Origin of the sequence: Weizmannia sp. FSL K6-0777, assembly GCF_038593185.1 — a bacterium.
Taxonomy (GTDB): domain Bacteria; phylum Bacillota; class Bacilli; order Bacillales; family Bacillaceae_C; genus Weizmannia; species Weizmannia faecalis.
This window is the reverse complement of sequence record NZ_CP151971.1, coordinates 1,984,744-2,000,327: the sequence shown is the minus strand read 5'-3', so window position 1 is coordinate 2,000,327 and position 15,584 is coordinate 1,984,744. Positions and strand designations below refer to the sequence as shown.

At 47.3% G+C, this 15,584-nt stretch carries 17 protein-coding genes; 15 read left to right on the top strand and 2 right to left on the bottom strand.

The window, feature by feature from the left end:
* Positions 1-21: 21 nt before the first annotated feature.
* On the bottom strand, positions 22-945 hold the full coding sequence (locus NST70_RS09525; protein ID WP_017550559.1) for a Na/Pi symporter: 924 nt from the start codon (positions 943-945) through the stop codon (positions 22-24).
* Between the two features lie 66 nt (positions 946-1,011).
* Positions 1,012-1,296, bottom strand: a complete 285-nt coding sequence (locus tag NST70_RS09520; RefSeq protein ID WP_017550558.1) for an acylphosphatase — start codon at positions 1,294-1,296, stop codon at positions 1,012-1,014.
* Positions 1,297-1,496: 200 nt separating this feature from the next.
* Here NST70_RS09520 and rpsU point away from each other — a divergent pair, with 200 nt between their 5' ends.
* The 15 genes from rpsU (at position 1,497) to rpoD (ending at position 15,541) form a co-directional block, all read left to right on the top strand.
* Positions 1,497-1,682: a 30S ribosomal protein S21 gene (gene rpsU / locus NST70_RS09515; protein ID WP_014097977.1), complete on the top strand. Its 186-nt coding sequence runs from the start codon at positions 1,497-1,499 to the stop codon at positions 1,680-1,682.
* Positions 1,683-1,696: 14 nt separating this feature from the next.
* A complete protein-coding gene (locus NST70_RS09510; RefSeq protein ID WP_026104524.1) occupies positions 1,697-2,143 on the top strand; it encodes a GatB/YqeY domain-containing protein in 447 nt (148 codons plus the stop codon).
* Between the two features lie 192 nt (positions 2,144-2,335).
* Positions 2,336-2,620: a sporulation protein YqfC gene (gene yqfC, locus NST70_RS09505; protein ID WP_013859690.1), complete on the top strand. Its 285-nt coding sequence runs from the start codon at positions 2,336-2,338 to the stop codon at positions 2,618-2,620.
* Positions 2,621-2,632: 12 nt separating this feature from the next.
* On the top strand, positions 2,633-3,826 hold the full coding sequence (gene yqfD, locus NST70_RS09500) for a sporulation protein YqfD (protein WP_014097980.1): 1,194 nt from the start codon (positions 2,633-2,635) through the stop codon (positions 3,824-3,826).
* Positions 3,823-4,776: a PhoH family protein gene (locus tag NST70_RS09495; protein ID WP_026683228.1), complete on the top strand. Its 954-nt coding sequence runs from the start codon at positions 3,823-3,825 to the stop codon at positions 4,774-4,776. The genes yqfD and NST70_RS09495 overlap by 4 nt, the downstream gene beginning before the upstream one ends.
* Before the next feature lie 136 nt (positions 4,777-4,912).
* A complete protein-coding gene (locus NST70_RS09490; protein ID WP_014097982.1) occupies positions 4,913-7,009 on the top strand; it encodes an HD family phosphohydrolase in 2,097 nt (698 codons plus the stop codon).
* Positions 7,010-7,043: 34 nt separating this feature from the next.
* Positions 7,044-7,514, top strand: a complete 471-nt coding sequence (gene ybeY, locus NST70_RS09485) for an rRNA maturation RNase YbeY (RefSeq protein WP_014097983.1) — start codon at positions 7,044-7,046, stop codon at positions 7,512-7,514.
* Positions 7,498-7,893: a diacylglycerol kinase family protein gene (locus tag NST70_RS09480; RefSeq protein ID WP_014097984.1), complete on the top strand. Its 396-nt coding sequence runs from the start codon at positions 7,498-7,500 to the stop codon at positions 7,891-7,893. The genes ybeY and NST70_RS09480 overlap by 17 nt, the downstream gene beginning before the upstream one ends.
* Before the next feature lie 493 nt (positions 7,894-8,386).
* Positions 8,387-9,295, top strand: a complete 909-nt coding sequence (gene era, locus NST70_RS09475) for a GTPase Era (protein WP_014097985.1) — start codon at positions 8,387-8,389, stop codon at positions 9,293-9,295.
* Between the two features lie 118 nt (positions 9,296-9,413).
* Entirely contained in the window at positions 9,414-9,557 is a 144-nt protein-coding gene (locus tag NST70_RS09470; protein WP_014097986.1) for a YqzL family protein, read from the top strand.
* A gap of 39 nt (positions 9,558-9,596) precedes the next feature.
* Positions 9,597-10,364: a DNA repair protein RecO gene (gene recO, locus NST70_RS09465; protein ID WP_014097987.1), complete on the top strand. Its 768-nt coding sequence runs from the start codon at positions 9,597-9,599 to the stop codon at positions 10,362-10,364.
* Between the two features lie 237 nt (positions 10,365-10,601).
* Complete coding sequence (locus NST70_RS09460; RefSeq protein WP_014097988.1) at positions 10,602-11,243, top strand: helix-turn-helix transcriptional regulator; 642 nt, start codon at positions 10,602-10,604, stop codon at positions 11,241-11,243.
* A gap of 17 nt (positions 11,244-11,260) precedes the next feature.
* Entirely contained in the window at positions 11,261-12,061 is an 801-nt protein-coding gene (locus NST70_RS09455) for a pyruvate, water dikinase regulatory protein (protein WP_026683230.1), read from the top strand.
* 463 nt (positions 12,062-12,524) lie between these two features.
* Positions 12,525-14,330 (top strand): DNA primase, encoded by a 1,806-nt coding sequence (gene dnaG, locus NST70_RS09450; protein WP_014097990.1) that lies wholly within the window; start codon positions 12,525-12,527, stop codon positions 14,328-14,330.
* A gap of 77 nt (positions 14,331-14,407) precedes the next feature.
* On the top strand, positions 14,408-15,541 hold the full coding sequence (gene rpoD / locus NST70_RS09445; RefSeq protein ID WP_014097991.1) for an RNA polymerase sigma factor RpoD: 1,134 nt from the start codon (positions 14,408-14,410) through the stop codon (positions 15,539-15,541).
* The last annotated feature ends 43 nt before the right edge of the window (positions 15,542-15,584 follow it).

Here is a 15,584-nt window from a genome sequence, read left to right as displayed (position 1 = left end):
CCGGGCTTTGGGCCCGGTTGTTTATTTTTTTCCATGAAAAGCGATGATAAACCGGCCAAATCTTTCGGAAAAGGGCAAAACAGCCAGTGAGGATAGAAGATTAAACAATAGGCTTGCATGGGCAAGCTGCTGTTCCGGATTAGCCGACAGCATCCGGCAGGTGTCCGCGAGCACATGGAGGAAAGGCAAAAACACAAGCGCCCCTCCGGCATTCAGCCAGACATGGGTAAATGCCGTCAGCCTTGCTTCCTCTCCGGCCCCGATGCTTGCCAGAAGACCGGTGATACATGTCCCAATATTGGCCCCGAGCATGATGCTAATCCCGGTTTCAAGCGGGAATACCCCGGCTGCAAGAAAACCCATCGCCATCCCGATCGTCACGGTGCTAGACTGGATCGCTGCAGAAAGCAAGATTCCGAGTAAGAAAGCGGACAAGAGGTGGGTATTTAAAACGGTAAACAAATGCTGGACAAAAGCGGTTTTTGATACCGGCACGGCAAGCTGCTCAAATCCGCGCATCGCCCCGAACACAAGCGAGAGGCCGAACAGAATCATCCCGGCGCTTTTGACGCGGCCTTTTCCGAAAAAATAGAAAACTGCCCCTGCCCCCAAAAAAGGCAGGCTCAAAGAGGAGAAGTCAAATGTCAGCAATTCAAGTGTGAAAGTCGTGCCAATATTCGTGCCCAAAATGATTCCGATCGATTGCGAAAACGTCAGCATTCCGGCAGAAACGAGCCCGACAGTGATGACCATCACGGCGGAGCTGCTTTGTAAAAGCGCCGTCAAAACCATCCCGAACAGCATCGCGGACAGCGGCCGGCCTGCCAGTTTTTTCAGCATGTTTCCGGCATGGCCGCCGGATAAGGCAAACAGCCCGGTCCGCAGCCGGTGAATGCCGAATAAAAACGTCACCGTTAACAAAAGAAATGAAAGTAAATAAAGCATGTCCTTCCCCCCGTATGATCATATGGAAAGGGGAGAAGGAACATGCCTTTTTATTTGGGAATTCATTTAATACAACACACGAAAATCACGGTACTGTTCTTGTTGCTGTAAATAGTCAATATCCATTCCGGTTACTTTTGCAAAGCGCGACGGCCCTTTTTTCAGCCCGCGGATAAATTGTTCCATCTCTTTTTTCTCGCCTTGCGCCATCACTTCGACAGTGCCATCGTCTTTGTTGCGGACCCACCCGCATATATTGTATTGTTTTGCCAAAAATTGGGTGTGGTAGCGGAAGCCGACGCCCTGCACCCTTCCTGAAACAATGATATGTAGCGTCTCCTGTTGATTCATCGTCTCCCTCCAATCGTTTCCATCCATCTTTGATCTCTATTATACCAAAAGGAGGAACAGGCGGGGCAAATAAGCAAAAGCCAAATCACGAAAGACAAGGCGCAAATGTTGACCGGTTATGGAGGATATTATATAATAATAAAGTGCACGGGTTGCTCAACCTGACATGTAACCGTTTGTGTTCGGAGGGAGGGAAAGAAATGTCTAAAACTGTCGTTCGAAAAAACGAGTCGCTTGATGATGCGCTTCGCCGCTTTAAACGTACTGTTTCGAAAACCGGAACTTTACAGGAATATAGAAAGCGCGAATTTTACGAAAAACCAAGCGTAAGACGCAAAAAGAAATCAGAAGCTGCTAGAAAAGCTGCTAAAAAACGTAAGTGGTAAGAGAGGGTGGAATGATGAGTCTTCTCGAGCGTTTAAATAGCGATATGAAGCAAGCGATGAAGAACAAAGATAAAGAAAGACTCTCCGTAATTCGTATGCTTAAGGCAGCTGTTCAAAACGAAGCGATCAGGCTCGGAAAAGACGGTTTGACGAATGATGAAGAGTTAACAGTCCTTTCTCGCGAAGTAAAGCAACGGAAAGACTCCCTCCAAGAATTTAAAAATGCAGGTCGCAGTGACCTTGTTGAAAAAGTCCAAAACGAATTGGCATATGTGAACGCATATTTGCCGGAGCAGCTTTCTGAAGACGAAGTGCGTGAAATTGTCCGGCAGACCATTGAAGAAGTGCATGCCGGGTCAAAAGCTGATTTCGGAAAAGTCATGGGAGCCGTCATGCCAAAAGTAAAAGGCAGAGCTGACGGTACGGTTGTGAGAAATATTGTGCAGCAGCAATTATCCTGACCTTTCTCATATAAGCCGGAAATCATTATGATTTCCGGCTTTTCGCTATGTTTTTTGCGCCTCTTTGCCGTATCCTTGAGCAGGAAACGAGGGTTTCCAAACGGCCCTGGACGTTTCGGACAAAAAAACTGCAAATAAAGTGATGAACCCCTTTTTTGTTTCATAAATATGAGATGAAAGGGGGTTCTTTTTATGGCAAAAAAATGGCGGCAGCATTTGCAAAACTGGATGTCACAAAAAATGGACCTTCCGCAGGATGTCATGATGGACCTTCCGAGAATCACGATGATCGGTCAAATCCATATTTATGTTGAGAACCACCGCGGCCTTTTGACTTTTTCCGATAAAGAAGTCCGGCTGCTTTTAAAAAACGGGCAGCTGTTAATCAAAGGCCGGTCTTTTGTCATCAAAACGATCTTGCCCGAAGAAATTTTACTGGAAGGCAAAATAGATGAAGTGTTGTATTTGAACGGATAGGGGTGGCTATGGTTGAAAAATCATTGGGTAACTTTTTTACAGGGGTCGGTGGCTGTAAAAATTGAGGGAAAAGGGATCGAACGTTTTATCAACCAGCTGACAAGGGCCGGCCTCGCTGTTTGGAATGTCAGGCGGCAGGGCACTATGGCCGTCACGTTCGAATTGCGCCTTTCAGACATTCACCAGCTCAGAAAAGCAGTAAGGGGACAAGATTTGCATGTCCGCTTTTTAAGGGGGCGCGGCGTTCCTTTTTTATGGAAAAGGACGCTGAAAAACGCCGGATTCCTGTTCGGTTTTTTTCTCTTTCTTGCCGTGATCACGGTGCTTTCCAACATGGTTTGGGGCGTGGAGATCAAAGGTGCAACACCAAAAACCGAGCACGAAATCCGCAAACAATTGGACAAACTGGGTATTCAAACAGGGCATTCACAGTTTTTTCTCGATGATATTGAAACCATCCAGCGCAAGCTGACAAACAATCTTCCGGACGTGACATGGGTCGGCGTGGAGCTGCGCGGGACAACCTATCATTTTACCGTTGTGGAGAAAAACATGCCGGAACCGGTGAAACATCCGGGCCCACAGCATCTTGTCGCTTCACAGAAAGCAGTGGTGGAAAATATGTTTGTTGAAAAAGGTAAGCCGGTTGTAAAAATTAACCAGTATGTGAAAAAAGGCCAGCTGCTTGTTTCCGGTGTCATTGGGAATGATAAAGAAAAATACCCTGTGGCAGCCAAAGGGAAAGTATACGGAAAAACGTGGTATAAAACGGCGGTTGAACTTCCGCTTTCCTCTCGTTTTCAAGTCTACACCGGCAATGCAGCCCAAAAATATTATATTGGAATCGGGTCGATGAAGCTGCACGTATGGGGCTTCCGGAACCCCCGTTTTAAACAGTACCGGACATCGGAAGAAGCAGAAAAAGTCAAGTTTTTAAAATGGACATTGCCGATCCGCTTTATCAGGGAAACGGTCCGTGAGAAAGAAGAGCGGGACAGAAATTATACCAAAAAAGAGGCCGAAGCAGAAGCAAAAAAATTAGCAAGGCAGGATTTGCACAAAAAACTGCCAAAAGAAGCAACCGTTACGGATGAATATGTTTTGCAAGAACATGTCCGCAATGGTACATTAAAAATGATGATTTATTATGAAGTAGTAGAAAATATCGCAATCGCAAAACCAATTGCTCAAGGAGACTTAGAATGACAGAAGAAAGTACGGCAAAACTTCAATTGGAGAATACAAACGAAGCAGTGCTTTTATTCGGCATTTCCGACCATCATTTGAAAATGCTTGAGGATGCCTACGGGGTCCACATCCTCACCCGCGGCGAAACGATCCAGGCAAGCGGCAAAGAAGATGCGGCACAAAGGGTGATCGCCGTCATGTCCGAACTGCTTGGTTTGATTAAAAAAGGCATCCCGATCAGCGGGCGCGATGTGCTTTACGCTGTCGAAATGGAAAAAAAGGGCCATCTTGAATATTTGGCAAGCCTGTACGAAGAAGAAATTGCCCGGAATGCGAAAGGGAAAGCGATCCGGATCAAGACATTCGGGCAGCGCGACTATATCCAGGCAATCCGCCATCATGACCTTGTGTTCGGCATCGGCCCGGCCGGAACGGGGAAAACGTATTTGGCTGTTGTCATGGCGGTGAATGCTTTAAAAAGCGGCGAGGTAAAACGGATTATTTTAACCCGCCCAGCTGTTGAAGCGGGGGAAAGCCTCGGGTTTTTGCCGGGGGATTTGAAGGAAAAAGTCGATCCGTATTTGCGCCCGCTCTATGATGCATTAAACGATGTGCTCGGCGCGGAGCATACACAGCGCCTGATTGAAAGGGAAACAATCGAAATTGCCCCGCTTGCCTATATGCGCGGGCGCACGCTTGATGATGCGTTCGTCATTCTCGATGAAGCGCAGAATACGACACAGGCACAAATGAAAATGTTTCTAACGCGCCTCGGTTTTCACTCTAAAATGGTGATTACAGGGGACAGAACGCAGATTGACCTGCCAAAAGGCGCGGAATCCGGCCTTTTGACGGCTGAAAGAGTACTGGAGAAAGTCCGCGGCATTTCATTCGTCTATCTGGAAGAAAGTGATGTCGTTCGCCACCCGCTTGTTGCGAAAATTATCGAAGCTTATCAAAACGCATAACCCGGGCCGTGGCACCCGGGTTGTTTTGCCATGCATTTTTTCCAGAAAACTGATATGATGGTACCGTTAAGAGCGATTGCAAAAGGCGGTGTACGAAAAGCAAATGAAAATTCCCGGGCAAATGGGCAGGTTGCGGATGATGTTAAGCTTTAAATGGTTTACATTCGTGATCCTGTTTTTACTGGCCCTTATTTTATTCGGCATTTTTTATCCGAACATCAGGCCACAGACGTATGATATTAAGTTATTTTCAGTTGCGAACAATACGATCCGTTCTCCAAAAACGATCGTCGATGATGAAAAAACAAAAGAAGAAAAACAGCTGGCGGCCGCCAGTGTTGCGAAAGTCTATACGTTTGACAGCGGCCTGGCACAAAACCGGGTTTCGCTGATGGATTCGATTTTTGACGTTGCAGAAGAAGTGAACGCGGAATATAAAAATAAAAAACACGGCGGAAAAAACAGCAGCGGGCTGCAGGAAGAGAAGCTGGCAAAATTGAAGGAAATATTGTCTGAAAATGTGTCCGGCAATGTGACCGGTTCGATTTCCGACACAAGTTTTCGCGCGCTTTTGTCCGCTACCCCGGATGAATTGAAAGCGGCAAGAAACATTGTCGAAACAAATGTCAATGAGGCACTTAGCCAAAAAGTGACAGAAAACAATGCGGCTGAAGCCAAAAGCCGGGTGGCCTCGCAAATCGAAAGGTCGGGGTTAAAAGCGGGTATCCGGAATGCTGCGTCCGAGCTTGGTCAATATGCGATCGTGCCCAATTATGTGTACGATGCAAAGCTGACGGAAAAAAGAAGGCAGCAGGCGAGGGATAACGTTGAACCGGTGAAAATCCTGCAGGGACAGGTTATCGTCCAGGAAGGGCATCTGATCGACCGGGAAACTTACCGCGAACTCCAGCTGCTCGGGCTGTTAAAAAGCAGCGGATCGGTTAAGCCGTATATCGGATTGGCTTTATTTGCCTTTTTTGCATCTGGCGTTTTGTACCTCTATACGAGCCGGATGCGCGCAACGGAAGAAGAAAAGCAAAACCGGCTTGTCATGGCCGGGCTGATTCTTGTCATCGCCCTGGCATTGATGAAGCTGGCGGGTATTTTAACCCATCTTGAGATTCCGGGTATCGAATACGCTTATCCGGCCGCAATGGCGCCGCTGCTCGCTCGGATTTTGCTCAGGGACCGTTCCGCATTTTTGCTTTCAGCCCTGCTTGCCGCTTGTGCGAGCATCGAATTTCATGGCGACATTGCAGATACATTTAACGCCGAGATGGTTGTATACGCGCTTATTACAGGGACAGGGGGCATTTTGCTTTTACCGAAACGGCCGGAGCGCACCCGGTTGTTTCAAACCGGGATTTTTGCAGCGCTATTGAATGTGCTTGCCGTCTGTGTCATCTATTTTTTGAATGCCGGCCAAATCGTAAAAGCGGACTTTTTATATACCCTTTTATTTGCGTTTCTTTCCGGCATTTTGTCCGCTGTGTTCGTGATGGGGCTGCAGCCGTTTTTTGAAGCAGCGTTCGGCATTTTGTCGCCGATCCGCCTTGTGGAGCTGTCCAATCCGAACCACCCGCTTTTGAAAAAGATTTTAACGGAAGCACCGGGCACGTATCACCATAGCCTGATGGTTGCCAATCTTGCCGAAGCGGCTTGTGAAGCGATCGGGGCGAACGGCCTCCTTGCCAGGGTCGGCAGTTATTATCATGATATCGGGAAAACAAAACGGCCCGCATTTTTTATCGAAAACCAGCTGAACGTCCCGAATCCGCATGACCGCCTTTCGCCTGAAACAAGCAGGGACATTATTATTGCCCATGCGAAAGACGGGTCGGAAACATTGAAAAAATATAAGCTGCCGAAAGCCTTTTCGGATATTGCCGAACAACATCACGGCACGACTTTGCTGCAGTATTTTTACCATAAGGCAAAAGCGCAAAACCCGGATGTAAAAGAAGAAGCGTTCCGTTACCCAGGTCCAAAGCCGCAGACGAAAGAAGCGGCTGTCATCAATATTGCGGACAGCGTGGAAGCGGCTGTCCGGTCCATGAACCATCCGACGCCCGATGATATTCAAAATTTAGTCGGCAATATTGTGCAAGGGCGGATCATGGATGGGCAATTTAATGAATGTGACATTACTTTGAAAGAACTGGAGACCGTTAAACGCACGCTTTGCGAGACGCTTAACGGCATCTTTCATTCAAGGATCCAGTATCCGAAATAAGGATCCCGTAAAAATAAGAAAAAGGATGGCTGACATGACATTATCACTCGATATGATGGATGAAACAAATGAGCTTGAAGCGGAGCATCTCGAGCTTGTCCGGACATTGCTCGATTATGCTGCCCGTCAGGAAGGGGTGGAGGACGGCACCGAGTTGTCGGTAACGTTTACGGATAATGAAGGGATCCGCGAAATCAACCGCGATTACCGCGGCAAAGACCAGCCGACCGATGTCATTTCGTTCGCGCTTGAAGAAATGGGGGAAGGGGAGATCGAAATTACTGGTGCAGAAATACCGCGCGTACTCGGGGATATCATTATTTCCGTGCCGCGGGCAAGGGAGCAGGCCGAAGAGTACGGGCACTCGTTTGAAAGGGAACTCGGCTTTTTGGCGGTTCACGGATTTCTTCACCTGCTCGGCTATGACCATATGACAAAAGAAGATGAAACGGAAATGTTCGGGCGCCAAAACGAGATCCTCGATCGCTATGGACTTAAACGATAAAAAAATCCCGAAATACCGCACCCCTTTCCGGCCGGCTGTGGAAGGACTGTTTGCAACCATCCGGCAGGAACGGAATTTCCGTTTTCATCTTCTGGCGGCGTTTTGCGCTTGTTTGCTCGGCTTTTTCTTCTCCCTTTCCAAAACAGAATGGATCGCCATTTTAATTTCCATTTTCGGCGTGATCGCAATGGAGCTGATGAACACAGCAATTGAGCGGGCGGTTGACCTGACTGTCGGGCAGAAATACCACCCGCTTGCCAAGCTTGCGAAAGACGCAGCGGCGGCAGCAGTCCTGATGTGGGCCGTGCTTGCGGCCATTATCGGCTGCATCGTATTTCTTCCAAAATTATGGCATGTATTCCAGGGAGCGGCTTTTTAATGCGGCTTCTTTTTTATGGCCCTCCCCCAAATGTCCTTACCTGCGCGATTTCGGCGTAAAAAAGCAGATGCCCTGCTTCAGCCGGACTGTCGTACAGAAACGGCATACGAGATCTGGTATGTGTAAAATTTCTCGAAGGGCAGATGAGTGGAAAAAATGGGGAGACACTCTATTATCTAAATGTACACCGTTAAATGAACATCAAGAGAGAGGTCTTCCCATGGATATGCCGCAATTTGAAAGGCACAGGCCGTTGCGCTAAAATAAAGGTAATCACACTACTTGAAAACGGCCATGGCATACTAAGTGACGCTAAAATCAGTGTAAATTCACCACGAGTCGACAATATTTTCACGAACTTTTAAAATATTCAAAAGTGATGAAAAATACATTTTAACTTTCGGGTCTATTTGTAGTAAAATACAGGTAAGGGGAAAAGATATGGAAACAATGGTAAAGCTGCTTTCGGGCACTTATTCAACGGAGGATTTGCATGGAACAACCAACATATAAATCAGGCTTTATTTCTATCATTGGACGCCCGAATGTCGGGAAGTCCACTTTCATCAACCAGGTGGTCGGGCAAAAAATCGCCATCATGAGCGATAAGCCGCAGACAACACGGAATAAGATACAGGGCGTTTACACAGCTGATGACGCACAGATGATTTTTATCGATACACCCGGCATCCATAAACCGAAGCATAAGCTGGGCGATTTCATGGTAAAATCAGCCACGGATACATTAAAAGAAGTGGACCTGATTCTATTTATGGTCAATGCGGAAGAAAAACGCGGCCGCGGGGACGAGTACATTATCGAACTGCTTAAACACGTGCGCACGCCTGTTTTTTTGGTCATCAACAAAATTGACCTCGTTCATCCGGATGATTTGCTTGCCTTCATAGAACAGTACAAAGATTTATACCCGTTCCGTGAAGTGGTCCCGATTTCCGCACTCGGAGGAAACAACGTCAGCCGGCTGCTCGATACCATCAAGGCATATTTGCCGGAAGGGCCGCAGTATTATCCGGCAGACCAGGTGACAGACCATCCGGAACGCTTTATCATTTCGGAACTGATCCGCGAAAAAGCGCTGCAGCTTACAAGAGAAGAAGTGCCGCATTCGATTGCGGTTGTTATTGAAAAAATGGAGCGGGAAGAGAACAAGGATGTCATTCACGTGATGGCGACGATCGTTGTCGAACGGCCGTCCCAAAAAGGGATTATCATCGGCAGGCAGGGAAGCATGCTGAAAGAGATTGGCAAAAGAGCAAGGGCTGATATCGAAAATTTGCTCGGGTCGCAAGTTTATTTGGAATTATGGGTAAAAGTGCAGAAAGATTGGCGGAATAAAATCAGCCAGCTGCGCGATTTCGGTTTCCGGGAAGACGAATATTGATTTTGGCGCCCGCTTCTGGTTGTAAATTTTTACCCCGAATGTTTGCGTGTCCCCTGGTGAAGCTATAAAAGGCTTTTAAAGAAATTTCATGACCTACAACATGAAAGGCGTGGTGAATATGTTAGAATTTACCTGGAAAGTCTTTGCGGATACCGGCAATATTGATACGTACCTGCTTTTTAAGGAACTGGAAAGGGACCGGCGTCAAGACCGGTATGAACGTGAAGAAGATCCGGCAGATGCGGATTTTTCCATTACTTAAGGATAAGCCGTACTGCCTGTCGGGCAAGAGGTGGAGAGGTTGTTTGAAAAATGTGAAGGGATCGTCATTAAAAATACAGACTACGGCGAATCCAATAAAATCCTGCATATTTACACAAAAGAATTTGGGAAGCTAGGCTTTATGGCGCGCGGAGCCAAAAAGCCGAACAGCCGACTGGCGGCGGTTTCCCAGGTTTTTACATATGGGAATTTCCTTTTTCAGCCGTCGCGCGGTCTTGCCACCCTCCAACAGGGAGAGACCGTTTCACCGATGCGCCATATCCGCGAAGATATTTTCAAAACGGCGTATGCTGCCTATGTGGTGGAACTTTTGGGCCGGGCGGTCGAAGATAAAAAAAAGAATCCGTCTTTATTTGAGCTTTTGCTCCGGACGCTCGAATATATCGATGAAGGCTATGACCCGGAAATTATCAGGGACATCTTTGAAATGAAGATGCTGAATGTACTCGGTATGTACCCGGTGATGGACAAATGTGCGGTATGCGGCAACACGGAAGGGCCCTTTGCTTTTTCCATCCGGGAAAACGGCCTTCTTTGCCCCCGCTGTTTTGCGCGCGACCCGTACCGGCTCCCGTTGTCACAGCCTGCGATCCGCCTGCTCCGGCTTTTTTATTTTCTGGACATCAACCGGCTCGGCAGCATTTCTGTTAAAGACTCGACAAAAAAAGAGCTGAGAACGGCGATTTCCATGTACTATGATGAATATACCGGCCTGCAACTGAAAGCCGGCCGGTTTCTTAGCCAGATAGAGTCGCTCGAAAAAAGGCTCGGGCCGGACAATGCATAAGACATCCCCCTATCGAAGAAAAAGGGGGACTTTCCTTGCTGCCCGGGGCCGGATGATGCATCGCACGGCCCGCGGTTCTGCTTTAACTGTTTTTGCCCGGCCGAAAAATCATGACCCGCTATCTGAGTATACGCAGCTGTCTTCCAAAAATATCAATGGCATTTTTATGTATCATAGTGGCAGATAAGGACAGATTTCCGTAAATGTGTTATACTATTGTCTTGCATGGTTGTGTGAATGAAGGCGGTGATTACGATCGAATTAACGAAAAGGCAAGAACAGATTCTCGAGATCGTCAAAACGAACGGGCCGATTACAGGCGAGCACATCGCCGAAAAGCTGAATTTAACGAGGGCAACACTCCGGCCGGATCTTGCCATTTTAACAATGGCAGGTTACTTGGATGCACGCCCGCGCGTCGGCTATTTTTATACCGGAAAAACGAGCACGCAGCTTCTTACGGAAAATTTAAAACATATTTACGTAAAAGATTATCAGTCTCTGCCGGTCGTGGTGAACGAGAATATGTCCGTGTACGATGCCATCGTAACGGTTTTTCTTGAAGATGTCGGCACGCTTTATGTCGTCGACAATGCATCCCATCTGATCGGTGTTTTGTCGCGAAAAGATTTGTTGCGGGCAAGCCTTGGAAACAAAGACTTATCGGCATTGCCGGTGCATATCATTATGACAAGAATGCCGAATATTACCTGCTGTAAAAAAGATGATCTTCTGATTGATGTGGCAAAAAAACTGATTGAAAAACAAATTGACTCGGTGCCCGTTGTGAAAGAAACAGAAAGCGGGCTTGAAGTGACCGGGCGGATAACGAAAACGAATATCACGAAAGCGTTCGTTGAACTTGCAGACGGCGATTAAAAAGGAAGTGATCATTTTTGGCAAAACCCCATATTTATATTGTTTCAGACTCGGTCGGAGAGACGGCGGAGCTCGTCACAAAGGCGGCCATCAGCCAGTTTGAAAACCAGGACGCAGAATTAAAACGCTTCCCGTATGTGGAAGATACGATCCATATTGATGAAGTGATTTCGCTTGCATCTATGAATTTCGGCATGATCGTCTATACGCTTGTGAAGCCGGAAATGCGGAAATACATGAACGACCAAGCCGTAAAACACGGCCTTGCTGCTGTCGATTTAATGGGACCTCTCATGGACCGGCTGCTCGAATTGTATGAATCCAAGCCGCTCTATGAACCGGGGCTCGTCAGAAAATTGGACGAAGCTTATTTTAAAAAGGTGGAAGCGATCGAATTTGCGGTGAAATATGATGACGGCCGGGATCCGCGCGGCATTGTCCGGGCGGATATTGTCCTCATCGGTGTTTCCCGCACGTCCAAAACGCCGCTTTCACAATACCTGGCGCATCACCGCTATAAAGTTGCGAATGTGCCGATTGTGCCGGAAGTGGATCCGCCGGAAGAACTTTTTCGTATTCCTTCCAAAAAATGTATCGGTTTAAAAATTGATCCTGATACATTAAATCATATCCGGAAAGAACGGCTGAAAACACTCGGGCTTGATGGTTCGGCAAGTTATGCGACCATTGAACGCATCAAATACGAACTGGATTATTTTAATCAGGTAGCGGAGCGGCTTGGCTGCAAAGTGATCGATGTCACCAACAAAGCGGTCGAAGAAACGGCAAATATTATTATGGATGAAATGAGAAAGTAAAAGCGGTCAAGGTTCGAGAAACGCATGCCTTTTTGCGGCATCGGCCGGATGAAAATAAATCCAATTGAAACGGGGGAAGCAGGCTGAAACGGTCTTTGCTTCCACCCGTTTTTTTAAAAATTTTTCTTTTGAAAAAAACGAGGCATATTTTTTTCTGTTTTTCAGTATTTATTTATAGTCAAAATGGAGCAAGTGTACTATAATAAAAAATTGTGATAAAAATGTATGATACGGGTTTAGAGTAAGCTTTTAAGGAATAAACTATTTATGAGTAAATGTCAAGTCTGAATTTGAATAAATTTCGACAGGGCCAAAAAAATTATGGGAAGAAGCGCAAAACATGCAGGATTCTGCGGAGCAATGTAGAATATTTTAGGATGAAAAGAAAAACAGCAAACGAATAAGCATTGCCGTATCCCGGATGAAATGCTGTGAATAAAGGTGGAGCAGAAGGGATTGTTTGATGACAGGGATGATTCCAAATGAAAAAATTGATGAGATCCGCCGGTCTTCCGATATTGTGGAGGTCGTGAGCGAATATGTACAGCTCAAAAAGCAGGGCCGCAATTATTTCGGCCTGTGCCCGTTCCACGGTGAGCATACGCCGTCATTTTCCGTATCCCCAGATAAGCAGATTTTTCACTGCTTTGGATGCGGCGCAGGCGGCAATGTATTTACTTTTCTCATGGATATCGAAGGCATCTCTTTTCAGGAAGCGGCAGAGAAACTGGCACAAAAAGCGCATATCGAGCTTGGCGTCGTTTTACGGCACGAAGAGCAGAAAAACATCGATCCGAAGCGCCGGCAGATGCTGGAAGCGCACGAACTGCTGCAAAAATTATACCACCATTTGCTTTTGCATACAAAAGAAGGAGAACCTGCGCTAAAGTACCTGCGCGGGCGTGGATTTACAGACGAAGCAATCGAAAAGTTCGGGATCGGATATGCGCTGCCTGCCTGGGATTTTGCCGCCAATATGCTACAAAAGCGCGGTTTTCCCCTTTCCGTGCTGGAAGAAAGCGGGCTTGTCATCCGCAATGAAAAGGACGGCAAATATTTCGACCGTTTCAGGGACCGGATTATGTTTCCGATCATGGATGAAAAGGGAAACATGGTCGCATTTGCCGGAAGAGCGGTCCGGAAACAGGAACACCCGAAATATTTAAACAGCCCTGAGACGCCGCTTTTTAATAAAAGCAAGCTGCTTTTTAACCTGAACCGGGCAAGAGGGCCGATCCGCAAAAAACAGCAGGCAGTCATTTTCGAAGGCTATGCGGACGTGATCTCCGCCGACCGGGCTGGCGTTGAAAACGGTATTGCCACAATGGGCACTTCGATTACACCGGAACACGTCCGGATGATAAAAAGGCTCACGGACGGCGTTGTCATTTGCTACGATTCGGACCAGGCCGGCCTCACTGCTGCTTTCCGTGCGGGGAAAATGCTCAGTGAAAACGGCTGTGAAGTGCGGGTTGCGCAAATGCCGGATGGGCTGGACCCTGATGACTACATAAACCAGCATGGCGGAGAAAAGTTCCGCATGGATGTAATAGGGGCCAGCCTGACTTTTATGGCTTTTAAAATGCAATATTTCCGCATGAATAAAAATCTCCAAAATGAAGGAGAAAAGCTGGCGTATATAGAAGAAGTCATTCAGGAAATTGCCAAACTGGAGAATCCGGTGGAGAAAGACCTTTACTTGCGCCAGCTGTCCGAAGAATTTTCGTTGTCTTTGGACGCCCTGAAAGAGCAGGAAAGGCAATACGGTTCCCGTGAAACCGGGACCCGGAAGAGAAGCCGCCCTGCAGAGAATCCGGTGCCTGCACATGAGGAAGCCCGGATGCTCCCTGCCAATATGACCGCAGAGAGAAGGCTGCTTTGGCATATGCTGCGGGACGGGGAAATTGCCTATAAAGTGAAAGATTTCCTTGGCGAAAACAGCTTTTACGGGGATGAACACCAGGCAATTTTTACTTACCTGCTTGGCTGGTACGAAGAAGGGAATCCGCCTGATACGAGCGCTTTCCTGTCTTATTTGCCCGATGCAAAACTGCAGCGGATTGCTGCCGAAATCGAAATGATGACGGTAGGCGGGGAGCTGACGGATGAGGAATTGGAAGATTATGTGCAATATGTGCTAAAACACCAGAAGTTGCTGCGCATTCAGGAAAAACTGAGGGCACAAAAAGATGCCGAACGGCAGAATGATTTCCAAAAAGCGCTGCAATTGGCGGGTGAAATTGTGGCACTGAGAAAGTCTATGACTTGAAATCTCTGCTTTTTATAAATGATCAAGTTGCTGTTGGATCATTGAAAGTGTTGAAATTGTCGGAAGGAGGGGAACATATGGCTGAAAAGTCAGCACGTTCCAAAGAAGTAGAAGAAAGTGAGTTTACAGTAGAAAAAGCAAAAGAGCAACTCGTTGAACGCGGGAAAAAGCGGGGGTTTCTCACTTATGATACCATTTCCGAAAAACTCGGCCATTTTGATTTAACATCCGATCAGATGGATGAATTTTATGAATCGCTCGGTGAACAAGGAATCGATGTGACAGATGACACCAGCGACGAGGATGCCCCTTCCCATCTCGAACTGGAAAAAGAGAATGACGAAGAGTTTGACCTGAATGATTTGAGTGTTCCCCCGGGTGTGAAAATCAATGATCCGGTACGCATGTACTTGAAAGAAATCGGGCGGGTCGACCTTCTTTCCGCAGACGAAGAAATCGAACTGGCCAAAAGAATCGAGCAGGGCGATGAAGAAGCAAAACGCCGGCTCGCTGAAGCCAACTTGCGCCTTGTTGTCAGCATTGCAAAACGGTATGTCGGCCGTGGCATGCAGTTTCTGGATTTGATCCAGGAAGGCAATATGGGCCTCATCAAGGCGGTTGAAAAATTCGATTACAAAAAAGGCTACAAATTCAGCACCTATGCCACATGGTGGATCCGCCAGGCCATCACGCGCGCGATTGCAGACCAGGCACGGACGATCCGGATACCGGTCCATATGGTGGAAACGATCAATAAACTCATCCGTGTGCAACGGTCACTGCTCCAGGATTTGGGCAGGGAACCAACACCGGAAGAAATTGCTGAAGAAATGGATATTTCTCCGGATAAAGTTCGGGAAATCATTAAAATTGCCCAGGAACCGGTTTCACTTGAAACGCCGATTGGCGAAGAAGATGATTCGCATCTTGGAGACTTTATTGAAGACCAGGATGCCACATCACCTTCTGACCATGCCGCTTATGAGCTGCTGAAAGAACAGCTGGAAGATGTGCTTGATACATTGACCGACAGGGAAGAAAATGTGCTCCGCCTCCGGTTCGGGCTTGATGACGGGCGCACTCGGACACTTGAAGAAGTCGGCAAAGTATTCGGTGTCACAAGGGAACGAATCCGGCAAATTGAAGCAAAGGCTTTGCGGAAACTCCGCCATCCAAGCAGGAGCAAACGCCTGAAAGATTTTCTTGAATAAGCCGGAAAAAGAAACAGACATGGCGCTTGTGCATCTGTTTTTA